The organism is Nocardioides sp. NBC_00163 (assembly GCF_045206295.1).
Classification (GTDB): domain Bacteria; phylum Actinomycetota; class Actinomycetes; order Propionibacteriales; family Nocardioidaceae; genus Nocardioides.
In genome coordinates, this window is the sequence record NZ_CP108155.1 from 5,430,842 (window position 1) to 5,452,062 (window position 21,221).

Genomic DNA, 21,221 nt, shown 5'->3' on the forward strand with positions numbered 1-21,221 from the left:
TACGGAATGTCTCCCGAGAAGGGCCACGCCCAGCACCAGGATCGTGGCATCAGGACCGAACAGGAGACCCCATGACCAAGCAGATCCCACACTGGGTCGACGGCGCCGAGTTCATCGGCACCTCGGAGCAGTGGGCCGATGTCACCAACCCCGCCAGCGGCCATGTCAGTGGCCGAGTGGCCCTGGCCAGCGAACGCGATGCCCGCTACGTCATCGACTCCGCCGCGGCGGCCGGCAAGGCTTGGGCGAAGACCTCGCTGGCCCGGCGTACGCAGGTGATCTTCGCCTTCCGTGAGCTCCTCAACGCTCGCAAGGAGGAGCTGGCGGAGATCATCACCGCCGAGCACGGGAAGGTGCACTCCGATGCTCTGGGGGAGATCTCCCGCGGTCAGGAGGTCGTGGAGTTCGCCTGCGGGATCTCTCATCTGCTCAAGGGCGGCCACTCCGAGTCGGCCTCCACCGGCGTCGACGTGCACTCCAAGCGCGACCCCCTCGGCGTGGTGGCGGTGATCAGTCCGTTCAACTTCCCGGCCATGGTGCCGATGTGGTTCTTCCCGATCGCGCTGGCTGCCGGCAACGCGGTGGTGCTCAAGCCCAGCGAGAAGGATCCGTCAGCGGCGATCTGGATGGCCAGGCTCTGGAAGGAGGCCGGGCTTCCCGACGGTGTCTTCAACGTCCTGCAGGGCGACAAGGTCGCGGTGGACGCCCTGCTCCGCAGCGACGACATCGACGCGGTGAGCTTCGTCGGCTCCACACCGATCGCCCAGTACGTCTACGAAGAGGCGAGCAAGACAGGAAAACGGGTCCAGGCGTTGGGTGGTGCCAAGAACCACATGGTCGTGCTGCCCGACGCCGACCTCGACCTCGCCGCGGACGCGGCGGTCAACGCAGGCTTCGGCAGCGCCGGCGAGCGCTGCATGGCGATCAGTGTTCTGGTCGCTGTCGAGCCTGTCGCGGACGACCTGGTGGCCCGGATCGCCGAGCGGACCCGCACGCTGCGTATCGGCGATGGTGCCAAGAAGACCGACGGTGCCGTCGAGGCCGACATGGGACCGCTGGTCACCAAGGCACACCGCGACCGGGTTGCCTCCTTCATCGACTCCGGAGAGCGAGCCGGAGCGAAGGTCATCGTCGACGGCCGCGACGTCGAAGCGCACGGAGCAGCGAAAGGTTTCTGGCTCGGTCCGACGCTGTTCGACCACGTCACCCCGGACATGGAGATCTACCGCGAGGAGATCTTCGGACCGGTCCTCTCCGTCGTGCGGGCCGGTTCCTATGACGAGGCCGTCGAGCTGATCAACGCCAACGAGTACGGCAACGGCACCGCGATCTTCACCAACGACGGCGGCGCCGCCCGCCGCTTCGAGGCCGACGTCCAGGTCGGCATGATCGGGATCAACGTCCCGATCCCGGTTCCGGTGGCGTACTACTCCTTCGGCGGCTGGAAGCGCTCGCTGTTCGGCGACACCCACGCCCATGGTGTCGAGGGCGTCCACTTCTTCACCCGAGGGAAGGTCGTCACCTCCCGTTGGATCAATCCGGCCGCCCGGCCCGTCGGCGGCCTCGAGCTGGGGTTCCCGCAGAATGACTGAGACCATCTCCGCGCCTGCGAACGCGCGCACGAGCATGCGAGCTCTGACCGAGGACGCCGGCCGCGCCTACGAGCTGGACCGGCAGCATGTCTTCCACTCCTGGTCCGCCCAGGAACTGATCAAGCCGACCGTGATCACCCGCGGAGAAGGCTCCTATGTCTGGGACGGCCAGGGTCGCAAGCTCCTGGACTTCACCTCCCAGCTGGTCTTCACCAACCTCGGCCATCAGCACCCGCGGATCATCGAGGCGATCCAGGAGCAGGCCGCTGCCCTTTGCACCGTCGCGCCGCAGTATGCCAACGGCACCCGATCGGAGGCGGCCCGGCTGATCGCCTCGCACACGCCCGGCGATCTGGACAGGGTCTTCTTCACCAACGGGGGTGCGGACGCCAATGAGCACGCCATCCGGATGGCGCGGCTGCACACCGGTAAGCACAAAGTGCTCTCCACCTACCGCTCCTACCACGGCGGCACCCAGCTGGCGATCAACGTCACCGGCGACCCCCGCCGCTGGCCGAACGACAACGGCTCGACCGGCAACGTGCACTTCTTCGGGCCCTACCTCTACCGCAGTCCGTTCCACTCCACCACGGAGGAAGAGGAGTGCCAGCGCGCCCTGGAACACCTCGAGCAGGTGATCGCCCTCGAGGGGGCCTCGACCATCGCGGCGATCATCCTCGAGTCGATCCCGGGCACCGCCGGCATCATGGTCCCGCCGCCCGGCTACCTGAGAGGGGTACGCGAGCTGTGTGATGCCCACGGCATCGTGCTCATCGCCGACGAGGTGATGGCCGGGTTCGGGCGCAGCGGAAAGTGGTTCGCCATCGAGCACGCCGACGTCGTACCCGACCTCCTGACGTTCGCCAAGGGCGTCAACTCCGGGTACGTCCCGCTCGGAGGTGTCGCCATCAGCGAGGCGATCCACAAGTCGTTCGCGCAGCGGCCCTACCCCGGCGGCCTGACGTACTCGGGTCATCCCCTCGCGTGCGCCGCTGCGGTGGCGACGATCGAGGTGATGGAGGACGAGGGGATCGTCGATCACGCCGCCGCCCTGGGCGAAGAGGTCTTCGGGCCCGAGCTCCGTGCCCTGGCGGAGAGCCACGAGTGGATCGGCGAGGTACGAGGTGTGGGTGCCTTCTGGGCCATCGAGCTTGTGTCCGACCGAGCCACCAGGGAGCCGCTCGCGCCCTACGGCGGCTCCAGTCGCGAGATGGGCGCGGTCGTCTTGGCCGCGAACGCGAAGGGCGTCCTGCCGTTCGTGAACTTCAACCGCATCCACACAGTGCCCCCGATCAACACCGCGGCTGAGGACGTACGCCGAGGAATCCGACTGATCGGTGAGGCTCTGGGGGAGGCGCGGGCTTCGGACAGCTCGAGCTGAGCTGTACCCCGTCTGCGGCATAGTCCCAACTGGCTATTGACCGGGCGGCTCCTCGCCGTGCTTTGGTGGAGGCATGAGCCGCACGGTCGAGGTCGACTACCTGGTGGTGGGTGCCGGCGCCATGGGGATGGCGTTCACAGACGCTCTGATCGAGCACGCCGACGTGCGGGTGGCGCTGGTCGACCGGCGCCACGGTGTCGGCGGGCACTGGCTGGAGGCGTACCCCTTCGTACGCCTCCATCAGTCCTCCGCCTTCTACGGTGTCCCCTCGACGCTGCTCGGCGGCGGGCAGCTGCACCAGCATGGACCCGAGAAGGGCCTTCAGGAGCGGGCGACCCAGGCGGAGATCTGCGCCTACTACGCGCGGATCCTCGAGCGGATGGTGGAGTCGGGCAAGGTCGAGTTCTTCCCGAACAGCGAGTACGCCGGCGACGGCACCGTCGTCTCGCGCATCTCGGGGGAGCGTCTCGAGATGCCCGGGGCGCGGGTCGTCGACGCCCGCTACCTGGCCCCGAGCATCCCCGCCGAGAAGCCGCCGCCGTTCGGCGTCGGCGAGGGTGCCCGGGTGCTGCCGGTCAACGAGCTCGCGCGACTCGAGGAGACACCGAGCCAGTACGTCATCGTCGGATCCGGCAAGACCGCGACCGACGCGTGCATCTGGCTGCTGTCGCGTGGCGTCGACCCCGACGCGATCTGCTGGGTGCGGCCGCGCGACCCGTGGATGCTCAACCGGGCCCTCATCCAGCCCGATCCCGCGATCTTCCTCGGCATGGCCGCCGACACGATGCAGATCGCCGAGAGGTCGACGTCGCTCGAGGACCTGTTCCTGCGGCTCGAGGACGCGGGCATCATGATGCGCATCGACCGCACGGTCATGCCGACGATGGCCAAGGCGCCGACGCTGGCGACGTGGGAGCTCGAGCAGCTGCGTACGCTCGAGAACGTCGTACGCCGCGGCCACATCCGACACGTCGACCGCGGCAGCCTCACCTTCGCCGACGGATCGCTCGCCATCGCCGACGACGCCCTGGTCGTGCACTGCGCGGCGGACGGCCTGAAGTATCCGCCCCTGCTACCGGTCTGGCGCCCCGAGGCGATCACGCTGCAGCCGATCCGGGCCGGCTTCCCCTGCTTCGGCGCCGCCGTCACGGGATACGTCGAGGCCACCCGCGATGCCGACGCCGAGAAGAACCGGCTCTGCCCGCCGAGTCCGTTCCCTGACACGATGGCGACCTGGGCGATGATGAATGTCCTGGGCACCCAGGCGGCCATGTCGTTCTCGTCCGAGCCGGACATCAAGGCGTGGTCGGACGGGGTCGCGCTCAACCCGACTCGGGTCCCGCCCGGGTATCCCGCATCGGCTGCCCTCGACGACGCGCGCGAACGGCTGGCGAAGCACACGAAACCCGGACTCGCTCAGCTGGCTCAGCTGACCTGAGCGTACGTCCCGGCACCGTCTTTGTTCTCAGGAGGTGTTGTTCATGCTGGTGAACCGTCCGCTCCTCGCTGTCATCACGTGCGCACTCCTGCTCCTCGCCGCGTGCGGATCGTCCGACGGAGAGTCGGAGGTGGACGTCACGGATGCGAGCTCTGCGGAGACCGGGCAGGGAGATCCTGATCCCGACGATCCGACGGATCCCGACGAGCCGGCGGTGGCCGTGCCGACGTTGCCGATCGGTGGCGGGTCGTACCCGCTCGACGGCAGCCCCGGCGTGGTCTGCGCCGACGTGAGCTGGCTCTGGCCGAGCGGCAACGACCCGTCGGTGCCCGAGGGCGTCTCGGTCGTCGTCACCGGCTACGAGGTCGAGCCGGAGGTCTTCGAGCCGGCCGATGCGGCGTGCGACGGTGCGTCCTGCCTGGACGGATTCGTCTTCACCGCCGACTCGACCAGCTGCCAGGTGGCGATGCTCTCGCTGGTTCCCTGGACCGACGAGCAGGAGGGTGAGGACGCCGTGCTGCGGCTCAGCGGCGAGATGACCTGCCCGTCCGAGCCCTGCGAGCTCGAGGACGTCGAGGGTGGCGACACCGAGGCGTTCCTCAACGCGCCAGAGGTCGACACGGAGTCCGAGTCGTCCGAGTCGTCCGAGTCGTCCGAGTCGACGGACCCGGCCGAATCTGGCTGAGCCATGTCCGATACGCCGCCGACGGGGATCGATCGCTGGGTGAGCCTGGCGACGAGTTTCGTCGCGCCGGTGACCGTGATCAGCGGCGTGCTGTTCTACTTCGGGTACGTCGCCGCCCGCGCCCAGTACGACTACTTCGGCCTCGACGTCGACGTGATCGGGCTCAGCACCCGCGCGTACGTCATGCGCAGCCCGCAGCCGCTGCTGACCCCGATGCTGGTTCTGGTGCTGGGCGGTGTCGCGGTGGTGGCGCTCCACCATTGGGTTCGGCGACAGTCCACGGAGCCTTGGTTCGGCCGGCTCGTCACGATCGTCCTCGGCGTCGGGCTGGTCCTCCTGGCGGCCGGAACGTTGCTGCTGGCGGGCTTCTCCATCGTCGGTGGCTGGGCCTACTACGCCCTGGTGACGCCGGTCCTGCTCGGCGGTGGCGCGGCACTCGTGGCGTACGCCCTGCGGCTGCGCGGTGGTCGCCTCGAACCGCGGATCGTGCTGCTCTGGGTGGGCGTCGCCGCCTGCGTGATCTGGGCGACGGCCACGACCGCTCAATGGACCGGCCGTGGCCTGGCGATGGAGCAGGCCCGCAACCTGCGCAGCCTGCCCAGCGTCGTCCTCGATACCCGCGAGCGGCTGCACGTCCCGGCCACCGCCGGGGTCGAGGAGGTCGTACGACCTGATGCCGGTGAGGACGACTACCGCTTCCGCTACTGGAAGCTGAGGCTGCTGATCCAGGGAGACGACCGGATGTTCCTCGTGCCCGACACCTGGAGCGCCGGTGGCACCACCATCCTCGTCCGGCTCGACGACGACGTGCGGGTCCAGTTCCAGTTTCGGAACTCCCCACCGAGCTAGCTCGGGCTTGATCGGGTGTCAGGTGGTCTTCTGTTCCTCAGCTCTGGTTGCATCCAGCGTGCCCAGCAGCCGCAGCGCCTCGGCGCTGGGTGAGCCGGGAACGGCGTGGTACACGACGAGCTGTTGCCCGGGGCCGGAACGGACGTCGAAGGCCTCCATCCGGAGCGTCACCTCGCCGACGTCAGGGTGGTGGAACCGCTTGGACTCATGGCGCTTGCCGCGCGCATCGTGCCGGGCCCATAGGCGCGTGAAGTCTGAGCTCTGCTCGCTGACGGTGCGTAGGACCTGACGGATGCGTGGGTCGTGAGGGGCGTCGCTGTGGAGGAGGCGGAAGCCCGCCACCGTGTTCGCTGCAGCCTGCTCCCAGTCGGGGTAGAAGGTCCGCGCCGTGGGGTCCAGGAACACCTTGACGAGCAGGTTGGCGCCGTGACGGAACCCGTCGAAGAGGGCGTACGCCAGACGGTTCCCGGCCAGCACGTCGTAGGCGCGGCCCAGCACGAGGGCAGGGGTGTCCGGCCACAGCTCCAGCAGCTGGAGCAGCTGGGGATCGACGCGCTCGGGGAGGATCGCACGGGACGATGCCGGTGCCAGGCCGGCGATCCGGTAGAGATGCAACCGGGCCTCGTCGTCGAGTCGGAAGACGTCACTGAGTGCATCGAGCACCTGGGCCGACGGGTGACGTTCGCGGCCCTGTTCGAGGCGTACGTAGTAGTCGACGCTCATTCCCGCCAGCATCGCGACCTCCTCCCGACGCAGACCCGGGACACGGCGCACTCCATGGCTCGGCACCTTCACGTCGTCGGGGCTCACCAGGGCGCGCCGGCTGCGCAGATAGTCACCAAGGGGAGTCGAGGCCATGACTCCGATGCTAGGGCGAACGAGGCGTCGATGGGTGGGTGCGCTACTCCCAGGTACAGCGCGGCCTTCATGGCGGCTGTTGAAGGCGGCAGCGTTTGAGGCATGACAGAAACGAAGACATCCAAGACAATTCTGGTCACCGGTGCCAGCAGTGGAATCGGCGAGGCAACCGCTCGGCGCCTGGCTGCCGAGGGCCACCACGTGATCCTGACCGCTCGGCGTACGGAGCGCCTCGAGACGGTCGCCGCCGAGCTCCGCGACAGCGGACACAGCGCGGAGGCCCACGGTCTCGACGTCAGCGACCGGGCTGCAGTCGCCGCCCTGGTCGACTCCGTCGTGGCGCGCCACGGACGCCTCGACGTCGTGGTCGGCAACGCCGGGGTGATGCTGCTGTCGCGGCTCGACGCACTGCTGGTCGACGAGTGGGACCGCATGCTCGACGTCAACGTCAGGGGCCTTCTGCACGGCATCGCTGCCGTCCTCCCGCACTTCAAGGCGCAGGGCGGCGGCCATCTGGTGACGATCGCGTCCATCGGTGCCCACGAGGTCGTTCCCACCTCGGCGGTCTATTCGGCCACGAAGTACGCGGCCTGGGCACTCACTGAGGGCCTACGACTCGAGTCCGATCCGAGCATCCGTGTCACCACGATCTCGCCCGGAGTCGTGGAGACCGAACTGGCGGAGCACATCACGGATCCGGTCGCATCAGCCGCGATGGAGGCGTACCGGGCCGCCAGCATCCCCGCAGACGCCGTTGCCGGTGCCGTCAGCTATGCGATCGCCCAGCCGGCCGGCGTCGATGTCAACGAGATCGTCATCCGCCCGGCTGCTCAGCGGAGCGCGTGAGGGTAGGCGAGTGCGTCCTTCAACCGCGCGGCAAAGGCCTCCGGATGGTCCACGAAACCGGTGTGGTCGCCGGGGAACCGCATGGCGGTGAGGCCGAGCCGCGCGGCGAGCGCCTCGGTCGTACGCTCGCACAGCTGACCAGCCGACTCCTCGCCGATGCCGAGGACGATCCGAGGGCCGCGGCGCAGCGCTTCCTCGTCCGGCTCCCACCGCACGGAGGCCGGCAGCTCTTGGGCGTACCAGAACGCCTCCTCCGCGAGGGCGCTCGGGCTGCGCTCGCCGCCGAACATGGCCTCGAGCATGCCGTCCGGCACGACGATGTTCGCCTGTTCGAAGAACATGCCCCACGCGCCGACCACGTCGCCGTCGGCGTACCGACGCCTCATCCTGTCCGTCATCGCACGCTGCTCCTCCCGGTCGTCGAGGAGCTCCAGCAGCGGGGGCTCATGTGCCACGATCGTCGTGGCGAGCTCGGGATGGCGCTGGGCGAAGGCGAGGGCCGTCACGGCACCGCCGCTGGACCCGAGGATCGCGACGGGGCCGAGGCCCGTGCGGCGTACGAGCTCGGCGAGATCGTCCGCGCGCTGCTCGGGGGCGGAGCCGACGGACCGATCGGCCAGGACGCTGCCGCCGTGGCCGCGCGGGTCGTGGGTGAGGACGGTGTGGTCGGCGGCGAGCGCCTCGGCGAGCGGGGCGAACTCCTCGGCGGTCATCGGTGATCCGACGAGTGCGATGGCGGGCCCGGATCCGCGTAGCTCGTAGTTCAGGCGCGTTTCGGGCAGGTCGATCTGGACGGGTGCGTGCATGGCGTTCTCCTCGGTGTCGGTATCGGTGATGGCAGTGGGCGGGTCGGTTCCAGGCGCAGGAGCCGGGAGACAAGGGGCGGCGCGGCAGCCGCGAGCAGGACCGTGAGCGCCGCAGGCAGCGCCATCGCGCCGGCCAGCCCCACCCCGGCGGCGAGTCCGCCGATGAGAACCGGCCCCACGAACCCGCCGAGATATCCGATCGTGGTGACGACCGAGAGCCGCCGCGGATCGAGCCGGGTGGCGCCCAGGCTGCCGATCACGATCGGCCAGACGAGAGCCGTACCCGCGCCGGCGAGCGCCCATCCTCCCGTGGCGACCACGACCTGCGCACCCTCCGCGACGACGGGGGAGAGGAGGACGAGTACGAACCCGAGCAGGGTCACGCCCGCGGCCGCCGCCACCAGGACCGGTGCGACGACGGCGCCACGCAGACGGTCTCCAGCGAAGCGGACGACGGTCATGGTAGCGAAGAAGACGGCGTACATCGTCGCTCCGGCGGCCGGTTCCTCACCGAGGACGCGAGTGGTGTGGATCCCCGCCCAGTCGGTTGCGGCACCTTCCACCACGAAGGCGGCGGCAGCCACGGCACCGGCGCCGACGAGCACTGGGCTCACCGCGGGGGTCGGTCCCTGAGAGGCCGCCGTGTTCGGATCCGCGGCAGTGCCCGGTTCGGTGCCGGTGCGGCCGATCGGAAGCCGCAGCGCCAGCAGAGTGAGCAGGGCGCCGGCGCTCAGCGCGGCGGCTGGCAGGAGCAGGATGCTGTCGCCGCCGGCGCGCAGCGCCGCTGCCAGTGCCGACGACCCCAGGACGGCGCCGAGCGTCCAGAATCCGTGCATCCGGGCGATCACGGGTCGTCCCGCTGCGCGCTCGGCGGCCGTCGCCTGCGAGGTGAGCCCGACGTTGATGGCGCCGCAGCAGAGGCCGAAGACGGCGGCGAGCGCGATCATCGGCTCGGCCGCGGGCATCGCCCCGATCGTGGCGAGGAGGAGCGCTGCCGTGGGGAGAGCGACGCGCAGCACGGCGGCGTCGCTCCAGCGATGGGCGAGCTGACCCGCCAGCGGCATCGCGATCGCCGCGCCCAGTGCCAGGGTGAGGAGCAGGAGTCCGAGTCGCGTGGGGCCGAGATCGACTCGGGCGTCGAGGACAGGAAGCCCCGCGCCCCAGACCGCGACGAGCATGCCCACTCCACCGTGCAGCGCGGTGATCACGCGCGGGCTCTCCGGTGCGGGGCTCGATGAGGACATGCCTTCAGGTTGCTCGCGGCTTCGGATGTACGTCCAACACCGGCGAAGCGCGGATCGACGCACTTCTGTTGTCGATCCGCTGTCGCCCGGTTCGCCGACCGGACAGAATGGGCCCGTGGCGGCCGACCTCGAGATCAGGCTCCTGCGCCGTTTCGTGGCGGTCGCGGAGGAGCTGCACTTCGGGCGCGCGGCCGACCGGCTCTTCATCGCCCAGCAGGCGCTGAGCCGAGACGTACGCCGCCTCGAGAGCGCCGCGGGCGTCCGCCTCCTCGACCGCTCCTCGCGCCGCGTCGCGCTCACGCCGGAGGGCCGGCGTCTCGTGGACCGGGCGCGCGAGCTCATCGCGCTGCACGACCGTGCCGTACGCGACCTGCGCTCCGACACGGGCAGCCTCGTCATCGACGCCGTCGCGCCGGGGACGACGCCTGCTCGGGTGCTGGACGCGGCTCGGCGTACGGCCCCTGACATCGAGTTCATCGTCCGCTTCGGCGGCGGATCCGCGGACACGGTGGTCGGGGCAGACGTCGGCTTCGGTACCACCCCACAGGGTGTCGCCGCCCCGCGTGGGCAGGCGGTCCGTCATGAGCGGATCATCGTGCTGCTCCCCGACGACCACGAGCTCACCGCGCTCGACGCCATACCGCTCGAGGCCCTCCGGACGGCCCAGGTGTGCACGCGCTCCGGCGACCACGTGACTCCCGCATGGGCTCGCGCGATGGGTCAGCTCCTCGCGCCGTTCGGCGTGGACCCGACGGACGGGCATCCCCATGTCCTCGGCGGTGCCGAGCTCGCCGCGCACCTACGGCTGCACGGCGCGCCCGGGCTGGCCCTGGAGAGCCAGGCGCCGGTCGAGGGCATCGTCATGCGTCCGCTCGTCGAGCCCGTGGCACTGTTTCCCTGGACGATGCGCTGGCGCGCGGACCTCGATCACCCCGGTCTCGACGTGCTGAGACGCAGCGCACGCGCGTTGTCCGAGGCGCACGGCTGGATCACGGTGCCCGACGGCGCCTTGCTCCTGAGTGCCTGATCGGCCGCAGCTGGCCGTTCCCGTCGAGTGGGTCGCGGATGGCCTGAGGGCGTCTGTCACCGAGTGAGAGGACGAAGGCCCCTCGTCGGCCACGACCTCCTCGGGTTGCCTTGGAAGCACGAAGTCGTCACCCGTTCTGACGAGAGGATCCGCCGATGAGCACGGACAAGCCGAAGTCGACCCTCGGCGGCTCCCGAGCAGGACCGCTGCCAGCCGCGACGGCATGGCGTGCGGTGGCACGCTGTGTCGTCGATTCGGCGCGAATGCTGGCCACCGGGGTCGTGCACTGGCCGCGCGGCAACGTGGGGCGCCGACTCCGGTTCGCCGACGGCACCACCGGTGCGGTGTACCGAGAGACAGTGGTCGCAGTGCCACCTGTCGAGCCGTGCCTCCTGGTCGTCTCCTTCCGGCTCCGCCGGGTCCGCGGGCGCGGACACGTCCTGTTCCGGTGGGAGAGCTGGCTGAACACCCCGCTGTTCGTGGGGTTCCCGGGATTCGTCTCCAAGCTCTGGCTCGCCGCCGACGAGCGCGGCCGCTACCGCGGTGTCTATGAATGGGACGGAGCAGACCTTGCCGAGCACTACGCCCGGTCGCTGTGGAGGGTGCTCGCGCTGGTGAGCGAGCCGGGATCGATCGACTTCAAGGTCGTGCCCGGGCTGCACCGTGACGAGGTGCTCGCGGATCCCGGCCTGCTAGACGCCGACCCCTCGACCCTCGACTGGTGGTGCCCGGTCGGCATGTCATGAGCGCCCGGACGTACTCGTCGTAGGTGCTGGGCCCACCTGTCTCACGCTCGCGCTGCAGGCCCACGAGCACGGCGCGAAGGTCCGCGTGGTCGATCGCCGGAGCGAGGCGTTCGCGTCACCGTCCACCGGACCGACAGGTCGCTGCGAGCCGTCAGCGGCCCCTGCATGCCTCGCCGGGAGACGGGACGAACTCCTTGAGTCCGGCTCGGGCGAACATGCCGTAGCTCTGCGTCCCGTGGTAGCGGTCGGTGCCACCTGGGCTCTGGTTGCCTCGTACGGCCAGTCCGTCGTCGTCGAAGCCCTCCGGGTTGCCCTCGATGGAGTCTGCGGTGTCCTGGCCTGAGAACACGCACTCCGACGATGCGCGGTCCGGCGCGGGGATCTCGCCGCCGTTGCCGTTCACCTCTCCCGCGCTCGCGGCCCCGGCTCCCGCCAGCATGAGCCCCGCCGCCATGGCACAGCTTCCGATCCAAATCCTCATGGTCTCTGTTCCTTCCGTCTTCGATGGCCCTGACCTGCCCTGCCGTGCCACCGAGCTTGTGGTTGGCGGTCCGCTCAACCAGACGAATGGCCGGAAGGCCGAGATGTCGTTTAGGGCTAGCACTTTCATCATCTGTCCGGCATCGACGCGTTGCTATACGCCAATCTGGGGGCTTTCCATACGAGGCCAGCGCTTCAGCCGTCGAACGCCTCGACCAGTGCGGCTGGCGCAGCAGCAGCCAGGCGTCGATCCGCAGATCCAGGAGGCCCAGCGTTCGATGAGGCTGGGTTCGATGAGTACAGCGGGGTCATTGTCGGAACGTGGGATCGTGAACATGCCGTCGATACCGGCCGCAAGCACGCCTCCCTTCTCGTGCAAGTCGGCGGTGGAGACCGTCAGGATGTGGGCTGATCGTTGAAGTGCTTGGGGTTGGCATGGCCGAACGGGCGCAGCAAGGCGAATTCTTGCCGCGTACCGATCACATCCCTGATGCCACGTTCTTTCGAGCTGGACATCAAGGAGTGATCGGCGGCGCTCAACCCGGATCGGTCTGGCCGGGCTATCCCGGATCCGCAACCCTCGCTGACGATTCGCGGGTCACGCAGATTTGCATGCTGGTGCTGGAATGACGGCGCCGCTGCGATGGAGCACGCGGGGGCGTCCGGTGCTCGCTGTGTCCGCAGCGTCCCGATCCTGGGTGCGCGCCAGCCGACGTGCTGAGCTGGTAGAGCCAGGGTGTCCGCACGCACGCAGGACGCGTCTAGGCAAGTTCGGCGTGCGTGCCGAAGCGGCGACGGTGATAGGTCAGCGGTGACGTCTCCGGGGTGTGACTGGCGGCGCGCACCAGGCCGTTGACGATGATGTGGTCGCCGCCATCAAGCAGATCATGAACGGTGCATCGGACCCATCCAGACGCGCCCTCGATCCGGGGGACCCCTGCTTCGTTGTGCCAGAGGACGTCGCGAAACTTGTCAGTGGCCTTTTTCGCGAACTGCATGGCGAGACCGCTTTGAGCAGCTGCCAAAACGTTGAGTCCGAAAGTGCCGGAGGCGCGGATAGCGGCGAGTGTCTCCGAGGTGCGGTCCAATGCGACCAGGACCATGGGCGGGTCAAGGGACAGTGATGTGAAGGCGCTGACGGTCGAGCCGAATGGCACCGACCCCTCGAGGGCGGTGACGACCGAGACCGGGGTGCAGACCCCGGACATGACCTCTCGCAGCTGCTGTCGCATGTCGATCGATTCCTTTGCGTTGTCGTTGAGGATGGTTGCTGCGCTGGTCATCGGAGTGCCTCCTCGGACTGGCGGGTGTTGGGGTGTGCAGCGAGATCACTGGGCTCGTTCACGACGGGGTTGGTGAGGGTGAACTGCCCCGCGAGCTCGATTGTCAGTTCGTCGCCGGGCTGCAGGTATCGGGGTGGGGATTCGCGGTGTCCGATGCCGGCGGGAGTGCCGGTAGCGATGACGTCGCCCGGCTCGAGAGCGGTCCAGGTGCTGACGTACTCGATGAGCGTCGGTACGTCGAAGACCAGATCACCGAGATTTCCGCGCTGCTTCTCGACCCCGTTGAGGCGCGTGATGACCTCCGGCGGTGCCTGAAATGCATCGGGGGACACGATCCAAGGCCCCCAGGACCCGGAGGAGTCCCAGTTCTTCCCCGGTGCGGCCTGTGCGGTGTGGAGCTGGAATTCCCGAACGCTGTTCTCGCCCATGATCGAATAGCCGGCGATGTGGTCGAGTGCGTGCTCGGCGTGGATTCGGCGGCCACCGCGTCCGATCACTACGACGACCTCGCCCTCCCAGTCGAGGGTGTCGGAGATGTCGGGCCGGAGGAGCGCGGCTTCATGCCCGACGAACGTAGAGGGGAATCGGGTGAATACGGTGGGCCACTTGGTCGCGTCCTTGCGGACCTCGGCTGCGTGAGTTCGGTAGTTCAGGCCGATGCAGATGATGCGGCGTGGTTCTGGGACCGGGGGTAGCCACGTGAAGGAGCCGAGGTCGACCACGGGGTAGCGGACCAGGTTCAGACCCGCGAGATCGAGGGGTAGGACATGCTTGATGTCTCCTTGTGCAAGCGCGGTGATGTCGTGTGCGGGCTGAGTCGCGTCACGTTGGGCAATGACATGGCGGCCGGTCGAGGACTGGACGGTGGCGAGCCTCATCGGATCCCTCGCTCGATCGACATGAGTGCTTCGGCGTCCTCGAGCAGGCGGCGGACCTCTGCCTCGCCGGCCTTCGTGGTTGGAGCGAGCGGCGGGCGTACGTGGGCGTCGGCGATCCGTCCCTCGTTCTCGAGGACCCACTTCGCGGTCGTCGGATTCGTCTCGACGAACAACAGGTCGACGAGCGGGTGGAGGGCGTAGTGCAGTCGACGGGCCTCGTCTGCCTTTCCTTCGAGCCACGCGTTGTACATGCTCGCTACCGCATTCGGGGCGACGTTGGCTGTGGCGCTGATGAAACCGATGCCGCCGATCGAGAGCAGGGGAAGGCAGAGGAGCTCGATTCCGGACCAGACCAGTAGCGATTCGCCGCAGGCGGCCATCACCCGGGAGAAGTGTTCGAAGTCCTTGGTGGTCTCCTTGATTCCGACGATGTTTTCGAAGTCACGGAAGAGCCGAGCCACCGTCTCTGGTGCGACGTCGACCGCAGTGCGCGAGGGGACGTTGTAGATGACGATCGGCATGTCGGGGAACTCCCGGGCGACCGCCTCGTACCACCGGTACATGCCTTCTTGGGTCGGGCGGGCGTAGTACGGCGAGATGACCAGGGCGGCGTCAGCGCCGCTGTCTTGGGCGACCTGGGTCAGTTCGAGGGTCTCGCTGAGTTTGGCCGAGCCGGTCCCTGCCAGCAACGGCACGCGGTCCGCGTTGGCGCCGGCCACGATCTGGATAGCGCGGGCACGCTCCTGGGTAGTCTGGGCCGACGGCTCTCCGGTCGAGCCGCCGATCGAGATGCCGTGGGTTCCAGCGCGGAGCTGCCATTCAACGAGGTTGGCGAGGCTGGTCTCGTCGAGGTCGCCGGCGGCAGAGAACGGAGTGATGAGCGGTGCGATGGAGCCGGACATCAGTGCGGGGTCGTTACGGAAACGCATCTTGTCAGAACCTCTCGGTGTGGTGGCGGTAGGCAGTGGCCGCAATGGCGACATCGGCGACGCCGCTCCCTAGGCCCTTGTAGAGGGTCAGTCGCGGTGAGGCGGTCATGCAGGTGTCGCGAGCGAGGAGGGCCCCGAGACTGGTCACGCCTGGAAGGTCGTCTCCGAGGATGCGCAGCTCAGCGGATGCACGGCGGGCGTTTTCCAGGTCGTCGACGACGATGAGATCACTGGCCTGGACGACCGACGGTAGGAGCTCGGCGTTGGTCGGCAGGATGGCGCCGACCGCGTTGAGGTGAGCACCTGTAGCCAGGTGGTCGGACTCGATGAAGGGAACGCTCGCACGGGTCACGGTCGTCACGATGGGGACTCCGCTGACGGCCTTGACCCAGGTGTCGTGCGAGGTCACGTTGACGTCGAGCTCGCTCGCGAGTCGATCCGAGAAGTCCCGTCGGCTCGCGGGGCGCGGACTCCAAACATGGACGTGCTTGATTCGTCGAACGGCGCTGAGCGCTAGAACTTGGTGGAACGCTTGGCGGCCGGTCCCGAGCAGTGCCATCTCCTCGGCGTCGGGCGCGGCCATGGAGTCGGTCGCAAGCGCCGCGGTCGCGGCGGTGCGCAACATGCCGAGCTCCGCGGCGGCAAACGTCGCACGTACCTGGCCACTCTCAGCATCGAAGAGCGTCATCACGGCCTGGGCGCCGCGTGGGGTGTTGACCCAGCACTTGAAGCCGACGAAGCCAGAATCGAGATCGACCGCTCCGAGCGCATGGGCGCTGCTTTTGCCGTCCTCCCACTGTCGCATCGTCTTCGCGATCGGGTGCGCTCGATCGCCGTGCACCGCAAGAAAGGCATTGCGGAGGGCATCGACCGCGGATCGCATCGACACCGCCGCGGCGACGTCGGCGTCTGTGAAGGCCGGCGCGACGCCCGTGGCACCTCGAGTCTGGGTTGGCATGGGGTCCTTCTCTGTTGATCGTTGTGACGCCTCTTACACTGATTCCCCACAGCCCATATGCGCAACTATCACTGTTGGCATAAGATCATAAGCAGAATCGAATGAGAGGTTCGAATGGATCCGCAGTTGTCCCTACGCCGGCTTGAGATCTTCCGACTCGTGGTCGAGGAACGCAGCGTGACGCGGGCAGCAGAGGTCTTGTTGGTCGCGCAGCCAGCCGTATCCGCGCAGTTGCGCGCGCTGGAAGGCTGGGTTGGCGCCAAGCTCTTCGCGCGACAGGGCAACCGGCTCGTGCTGACCGAGGCGGGCGAGCGCACGGAACGCTGGGCCCGTGAGGTTCTGGCCGGTGCAGCCCAGGTTCGGCGTGACGTAGGTGATCTGGCCAGTGGCGAGACCGGGCGCGTGATCATCGCCTCGAGCATGGCGGTGGGGACCTACATCGTGCCGCCGATCATGGCCGAGGTCGGTCGTCAGCGGCCGCGCGCGGACATCACGGTTTCGATCTCCCGCCCGGAGGAAGTGGTCCACGCCGTCGAGAGTGGCGAGTGCGACATGGCTGTCCTGAACTGGGATCAGCGGCGCCTTCCGGAGAACATCGCCTCCGAGCTGCTGGGCAGCTTTTCGCTGAGCGTGTACGCGGCACCGGGACTGGTGCCGGACGGCGCCCGACTCAGCGCAGCCGAGGCCCTGCGGCTTCCGCTGGTCGGTGCCCCGGACACCGTGGTGTACCAACGCAATCTTGTGACCCAGCTGCGTGCCGCCGGCCACGAGGAGCCGCGATTCTTGCTGCGGCTAGGTCACGCTGAAGCGATGAAGAACGCGGCGGTCGCCAACGGCTGGGCCTTGATCGCGCCCGCGTATGCAGTCCGTGCCGAGCTGGTTGCTGGCGCGTTGGTCGAGCTGGCCGTCGACGACCTGCAGTTGGAGGAGCACGTCACGCTGATCCACCGTGACGACAAGCACTTCTCGCCGTTGCAGAGTGCTGCCGTGGCAGCGATACGGGAGGGAGTCACCGCCACGGCGGAAAGGGACCTACTGGAGACTCACCACGAATAGTCGCGCGACTCCGGCGGCGTCCAGACGCCAGCCTCCCGAAGGTGATCCAGGACTGGGCTGAACGTCTTCAGCTCGTCCGGGCTCCACAGGGGGAAGTTGATGAGCACGGTGGAGGCGTCCGTCGCGGACTTGACCTCGAGAAGCTGTTCAGTGACCTGTTCGGCAGTGCCGATGAAGTTCAGCATCGAGCCTGCACCCCCGAAGGCGCGTGTAGCCTGCTCCTCGCCCATCTTGTCGTACATGGCGCGCGAGGATTCGATGGAGCCGAGTACGTCGGCGGCAATCTCCTTTGTCGCCTCGACGTTCAAGGTCTCGAGAAGCCGGTGATACAGCTCTTCGGCTTCGCCTTCGCCCTCACGGATGATCGCCATCGAGAACGGGCACAGGCCCACGTCGCGACCAGATTGCGCAGTGAGGTCGCTCAGGCGATGGCCGGTGTCGGAAACGACATCGACGGTGTTGCCCAGGGCCACGAGCTGGTCGCAGTAGCGGGATGCGAAGTCGGTTCCGGCGGGCGAAGCGCCGGCGCTGACGAGGTAGGGGTAGGGGTCTTGGCTGGGGCGGGGCAGCTTGATCCTGCCGCGTGCTCGGTAGTACTTCCCCTCGACGTCGATCGGCTCGTGCTCTGTCCAGAGTGCAGTGACGATGTCGACGAACTCGGCCGCCATCCGGTAACGCTCGTCGTGCTCGATGAAGCTCTCTCCGAACAGCGCCGCTTCGTCGGCGCTGAACCCCGTGACGACGTTCCATCCCCAACGGCCCTCGCTGAAGGCATCGAGGGTGGCTCCCATGCGGGCTATGTGCGCCGGCTTGTGGTGGGTGGTGTGGAAGGTGGAGATCACGCCGATGTGCTGAGTCGCGGCGAACAGTGCCATGGCGAGCATGGGTGCGTGGAACGCCGGTGACTGATGCCCGGCGAGCTCGGCCGCGCGCTGGTGACCAGACCAGTTGTCGGCGATGAACAGCGAGTCGAAACCGACCGCTTCGGCGGCCTGAGCAAGGGCCAGGAGGTTGTCCTTGGTCATCTCCGGTGCGCGGCGAGCAGCCTCGTCGGAGTAGAGGAAGTTGGTCTTGCCCGAGGGGAAGAAGTAGCCGAAGTGAAGCTCGTGGCTCTCCGTGGCGCGGGGTTTCATTGCGGGACCTCCGAGGTGGGAGTGATTGAGATGTGACTGTTGTCACCCTCGGTCACGAGACATCCCAAGCACAAGCAGCATTCCCGGGATGAACCCATAAGAAGAGCCTTTTCTCACGACAATGCATAAGCCGAGACTTATGGCGAGATGCGATCATTGGTCTTGGATTGATGGGCGGAGGCGCTCCTAGTGTGATGGATGCCACCCCGATGGTCGGTGTGGCGCTAACGAAACATTCGGAGGCATCAGCCATGTCCACGCCCACCACCACGCCCGCGCCCACGGCGACTCTCCTCGATTCCCGATCCGACCCACGCACGCCGAGGACGCAGTGGACGCCGTTGATGATCACGGCCGGAGCAATCGAGGAGACGTTTCGGGCCCTGGAGGATGGGGACCCCGACGTCCGCGGCCGCCGGGAGGCCCTGATCGTCCACCCGCAGGCGCCAGCTGGCGTCCGCGGGCTCGCCCCCGCCACGCAGGTCGCACTCGGCGTGCTGCTTCCCGGAGAACAGACCGTGACCACGCGCGATAACACCACTGGACTCGGCATGTGCCTGGCAGGCGAGGGCGTCCTGGCGGTGGGCGAGCGGACGATGCGCCTCACCCAGCAGGACGTGTGGACCAAGCCGACGATGTCGCTGGAGACGATCCGTAACGAAGGCACAGCGCCCTACCACTACATCCGGTACTCCAACGCCGCGCTCCTGGAATCGATCTCGGCATTCTACGAGGACTACGGCGGCCGGGCAGCCGCGGACGCGGAGCCCGCGCCCACCTCCGGGGCACGGGCGAAGGACCTCGCACCGGCCATTCCGCTTGGCGAGGACGGCAGCCAACTCTTGCCCTACGAGCACCTGATCGACCCCGACTACGTGGAGGACCTTCCCCTGCACTTCCCGTGGTCGGCGGTCGGCCAGCACCTCAGCGGCGTCCTGGGGCTGACTACGGGCTACACCGGTCGCCCGCTCTACGTGCTCTACAACCCGGCCACAGGACGGCTCAACGGCACCACGCCCTCGTTCTTCGCGACCATCACCGCCGTGGGTGGACGGTTCGATGGCGGCACCCACCGGCACATGAGCTCGGCGATCAACTACCACTTCGCCGGCCGCGGCTACTCGATCGTGGAAGGGGAGCGCTTCGACTGGGGGCCGGGCGACCTGATGCTGTCCGCGCCGGGGTGGGCAGCACACGCCCACCGCATCGGTGAGGAAGGCGCTCGGATCCTCACCGTTCAGGACCACCCCCTTCACACCTCGACCGGATCATTGGTGTGGCAAGAGGACATCGAGAACGGCGAGATCCTCGCCCTCGGCGCCCAGGCCGGCTTCGAGACGAACCTCGCGACGTTCGGATCCCGATGACCGACCAGTTGACGACCGACACGCGTCGAACCCATCTGGAGAGCCCGCACGACGCCGTCGAGATCCCGGAGGTCTCGTTGGTGGAGTTCCTGCTGGGCGACCTGGGCCCGACCGAGGTTGACCGGGTTGCCCTGGAAGATGGCGCGACGGGCCAAGTGCTCACCTTCGGTGAGCTCAAGGACTTGACCGACAGATTCGCCGCCGGGCTGTCGAAGACCCTGCGCCCGGGTGACGTCGTAGGACTGATGGCGCCCAACTCTGTGGAGTTCGTGGTCGCTTTCCTCGGCGCGATTCGAGCGGGGATGACGATCACCCCGGTGAACGTCTTGTCGACCGCCGAGGAGACGGCGCACCAGCTCGAGGATGCCGGTGCCCGAGCCGTGCTCACTGTCGATCGTCTTCGGGACGTGGTCATAAAGGCGGCTGCTCAGGTCGGCCTTGGAGCGAGCAGTGTCCTCGTGCTCGATGACACTGACATCGAGCACGGTGTCGTTCGGGCATTCAGACGGGAGGACCCGCTGTTCGGCGAGCCGGTCTCCGACCCGGCCGGAGAGCTGGCGGTCCTGCCCTACTCCTCCGGTACCACGGGACGTCCGAAAGGCGTGATGCTCACCCATCGAAACCTGGTGGCGAACGTCTGTCAGATCTCAGGGCTATTGGGCGTTAGCGGAGAATCCACGCTCCTGGGCGTGCTGCCGTTCTCCCACATCTATGGGATGACGGTCGTGCTGAATCTCTCGATCCGTCAGCGGGCCAAGGTGATCACCGTGCCTCGCTTCGACCTCGAGCCATGCCTGCGGCTGATCCAGGAACACGGCATCACCCACTTGTTCGTCGCCCCACCGATCGTCCTCGCACTCGCCAAGGCCGAGGAGGTCGACCGGTTCGACCTCGGCTCGGTCGAGCTGCTCGTATCAGGTGCTGCTCCGCTGGACGACGCGCTGGCCTCGGCGGTTGCCGGGAGACTCGGCTGTGCCGTGTGTCAGGCCTACGGTATGAGTGAGATGAGTCCGGTCAGCCACCTCGCGCCCATTTACACCCCTGCAGCGCACAGCTCGGTTGGATGGACGATTGCGAACATGACGTGCCGACTGCTGGATCCGGCAAGCGGTGAGGAGCTCGAGATCCCTGCGCACGGTCAAAGTGCTCCGGGTGAACTCTGCTGCGCCGGCCCTAACATCATGGCCGGTTACCTGGGCAGGCCAGAGGCGACGAACAGCACGATCGACGCAGAAGGCTTCCTCCACACAGGTGACATCGCAACCGTGGCGGCAGACGGCTCGGTCACGATCATCGACCGCCTCAAGGAGCTGATCAAATACAAGGGGTACCAGGTGGCGCCGGCAGAGCTGGAAGGCATTTTGTTGAGCCACCCCGGCATCGCAGACGCCGCGGTCATCGGAGTCCGCGATCCCGCCACCGGCGAGGAGTTGCCGAAGGCTTACCTCGTGCCTGCGGACGGCCAGCAGCTCACCGGCGAGCAGATCATCGATTTCGTCGCAGGGCAGGTCGCGCCGTACAAGAAGGTCAGGCTCGTCGAGTTCGTCCAGAGCGTGCCGAAGTCTGCCTCGGGAAAGATCCTGCGCAGAGAGCTGCGGGCGCTTGAAGGCTCCGGCGAGCCTTCCACTGCAGGGAAGTAGAACGACAGGCAGTGAGTGGGGTTCA

Annotated in this window: 21 protein-coding genes; 12 read left to right on the forward strand and 9 right to left on the reverse strand. The window is 67.9% G+C overall.

Going from position 1 to position 21,221, the window contains the following annotated elements; all coding sequences use genetic code 11:
* Positions 1–71: 71 nt before the first annotated feature.
* From OG801_RS26010 to OG801_RS26030, 5 genes are all read left to right on the forward strand, one after another.
* Positions 72–1,592: a CoA-acylating methylmalonate-semialdehyde dehydrogenase gene (locus OG801_RS26010; protein WP_406031939.1), complete on the forward strand. Its 1,521-nt coding sequence runs from the start codon at positions 72–74 to the stop codon at positions 1,590–1,592.
* Positions 1,585–2,973 (forward strand): aspartate aminotransferase family protein, encoded by a 1,389-nt coding sequence (locus tag OG801_RS26015; protein WP_406031940.1) that lies wholly within the window; start codon positions 1,585–1,587, stop codon positions 2,971–2,973. Before OG801_RS26010 ends, OG801_RS26015 begins: the two co-directional genes overlap by 8 nt.
* Positions 2,974–3,046: 73 nt before the next feature.
* Positions 3,047–4,411: an NAD(P)-binding protein gene (locus OG801_RS26020; protein WP_406031941.1), complete on the forward strand. Its 1,365-nt coding sequence runs from the start codon at positions 3,047–3,049 to the stop codon at positions 4,409–4,411.
* Between the two features lie 43 nt (positions 4,412–4,454).
* Entirely contained in the window at positions 4,455–5,096 is a 642-nt protein-coding gene (locus OG801_RS26025) for a hypothetical protein (RefSeq protein ID WP_406031942.1), read from the forward strand.
* 3 nt (positions 5,097–5,099) lie between these two features.
* On the forward strand, positions 5,100–5,945 hold the full coding sequence (locus OG801_RS26030; protein ID WP_406031943.1) for a hypothetical protein: 846 nt from the start codon (positions 5,100–5,102) through the stop codon (positions 5,943–5,945).
* An 18-nt stretch (positions 5,946–5,963) separates the two neighbouring features.
* On the opposite strand, the gene OG801_RS26035 is transcribed toward OG801_RS26030, so the two are convergent.
* The gene (locus tag OG801_RS26035) at positions 5,964–6,803 is read right to left on the reverse strand and encodes a helix-turn-helix domain-containing protein (protein WP_406031944.1); all 840 of its coding nucleotides are present in this window, start codon (positions 6,801–6,803) and stop codon (positions 5,964–5,966) included.
* Positions 6,804–6,905: 102 nt separating this feature from the next.
* On the opposite strand from OG801_RS26035, the gene OG801_RS26040 reads away from it, so the two are divergent.
* Positions 6,906–7,649 (forward strand): SDR family oxidoreductase, encoded by a 744-nt coding sequence (locus OG801_RS26040; protein WP_406031945.1) that lies wholly within the window; start codon positions 6,906–6,908, stop codon positions 7,647–7,649.
* On the opposite strand, the gene OG801_RS26045 is transcribed toward OG801_RS26040, so the two are convergent.
* Positions 7,634–8,455, reverse strand: a complete 822-nt coding sequence (locus OG801_RS26045) for an alpha/beta fold hydrolase (RefSeq protein ID WP_406031946.1) — start codon at positions 8,453–8,455, stop codon at positions 7,634–7,636. The two genes, OG801_RS26040 and OG801_RS26045, sit on opposite strands and share 16 nt — an antisense overlap.
* A complete protein-coding gene (locus tag OG801_RS26050; protein ID WP_406031947.1) occupies positions 8,413–9,699 on the reverse strand; it encodes an MFS transporter in 1,287 nt (428 codons plus the stop codon). The genes OG801_RS26045 and OG801_RS26050 overlap by 43 nt, the downstream gene beginning before the upstream one ends.
* A gap of 115 nt (positions 9,700–9,814) precedes the next feature.
* On the opposite strand from OG801_RS26050, the gene OG801_RS26055 reads away from it, so the two are divergent.
* Both OG801_RS26055 and OG801_RS26060 read left to right on the forward strand, forming a co-directional pair.
* Positions 9,815–10,726 carry a LysR family transcriptional regulator gene (locus tag OG801_RS26055; protein ID WP_406031948.1) on the forward strand — a complete coding sequence of 304 codons (912 nt, stop codon included), beginning with the start codon at positions 9,815–9,817 and terminating at the stop codon, positions 10,724–10,726.
* 155 nt (positions 10,727–10,881) lie between these two features.
* A complete protein-coding gene (locus OG801_RS26060) occupies positions 10,882–11,472 on the forward strand; it encodes a hypothetical protein (protein WP_406031949.1) in 591 nt (196 codons plus the stop codon).
* Between the two features lie 151 nt (positions 11,473–11,623).
* On the opposite strand, the gene OG801_RS26065 is transcribed toward OG801_RS26060, so the two are convergent.
* On the reverse strand, positions 11,624–11,953 hold the full coding sequence (locus tag OG801_RS26065) for a hypothetical protein (protein WP_406031950.1): 330 nt from the start codon (positions 11,951–11,953) through the stop codon (positions 11,624–11,626).
* A 434-nt stretch (positions 11,954–12,387) separates the two neighbouring features.
* Here OG801_RS26065 and OG801_RS26070 point away from each other — a divergent pair, with 434 nt between their 5' ends.
* On the forward strand, positions 12,388–12,582 hold the full coding sequence (locus OG801_RS26070; RefSeq protein WP_406031951.1) for a hypothetical protein: 195 nt from the start codon (positions 12,388–12,390) through the stop codon (positions 12,580–12,582).
* A 131-nt stretch (positions 12,583–12,713) separates the two neighbouring features.
* On the opposite strand, the gene OG801_RS26075 is transcribed toward OG801_RS26070, so the two are convergent.
* From OG801_RS26075 to OG801_RS26090, 4 genes are read right to left on the reverse strand one after another with little or no spacing between them, the layout of a single operon-like run.
* Positions 12,714–13,235, reverse strand: a complete 522-nt coding sequence (locus OG801_RS26075) for a flavin reductase family protein (RefSeq protein ID WP_406031952.1) — start codon at positions 13,233–13,235, stop codon at positions 12,714–12,716.
* Positions 13,232–14,113 carry a fumarylacetoacetate hydrolase family protein gene (locus tag OG801_RS26080; protein WP_406031953.1) on the reverse strand — a complete coding sequence of 294 codons (882 nt, stop codon included), beginning with the start codon at positions 14,111–14,113 and terminating at the stop codon, positions 13,232–13,234. The genes OG801_RS26075 and OG801_RS26080 overlap by 4 nt, the downstream gene beginning before the upstream one ends.
* A complete protein-coding gene (dapA, locus tag OG801_RS26085; protein WP_406031954.1) occupies positions 14,110–15,042 on the reverse strand; it encodes a 4-hydroxy-tetrahydrodipicolinate synthase in 933 nt (310 codons plus the stop codon). Before dapA ends, OG801_RS26080 begins: the two co-directional genes overlap by 4 nt.
* A 4-nt stretch (positions 15,043–15,046) precedes the next feature.
* The gene (locus OG801_RS26090) at positions 15,047–16,000 is read right to left on the reverse strand and encodes an ornithine cyclodeaminase family protein (protein ID WP_406031955.1); all 954 of its coding nucleotides are present in this window, start codon (positions 15,998–16,000) and stop codon (positions 15,047–15,049) included.
* A gap of 114 nt (positions 16,001–16,114) precedes the next feature.
* Between OG801_RS26090 and OG801_RS26095 the strand changes: the two genes are divergently transcribed.
* Positions 16,115–17,056, forward strand: a complete 942-nt coding sequence (locus tag OG801_RS26095; RefSeq protein ID WP_406031956.1) for a LysR family transcriptional regulator — start codon at positions 16,115–16,117, stop codon at positions 17,054–17,056.
* Here OG801_RS26095 and OG801_RS26100 read toward each other — a convergent pair.
* On the reverse strand, positions 17,044–18,189 hold the full coding sequence (locus tag OG801_RS26100; RefSeq protein ID WP_406031957.1) for an LLM class flavin-dependent oxidoreductase: 1,146 nt from the start codon (positions 18,187–18,189) through the stop codon (positions 17,044–17,046). The two genes, OG801_RS26095 and OG801_RS26100, sit on opposite strands and share 13 nt — an antisense overlap.
* A gap of 251 nt (positions 18,190–18,440) precedes the next feature.
* Between OG801_RS26100 and OG801_RS26105 the strand changes: the two genes are divergently transcribed.
* The gene (locus OG801_RS26105) at positions 18,441–19,556 is read left to right on the forward strand and encodes a hypothetical protein (RefSeq protein ID WP_406031958.1); all 1,116 of its coding nucleotides are present in this window, start codon (positions 18,441–18,443) and stop codon (positions 19,554–19,556) included.
* The gene (locus OG801_RS26110; RefSeq protein WP_406031959.1) at positions 19,553–21,196 is read left to right on the forward strand and encodes an AMP-binding protein; all 1,644 of its coding nucleotides are present in this window, start codon (positions 19,553–19,555) and stop codon (positions 21,194–21,196) included. The genes OG801_RS26105 and OG801_RS26110 overlap by 4 nt, the downstream gene beginning before the upstream one ends.
* Positions 21,197–21,221 lie beyond the last annotated feature (25 nt).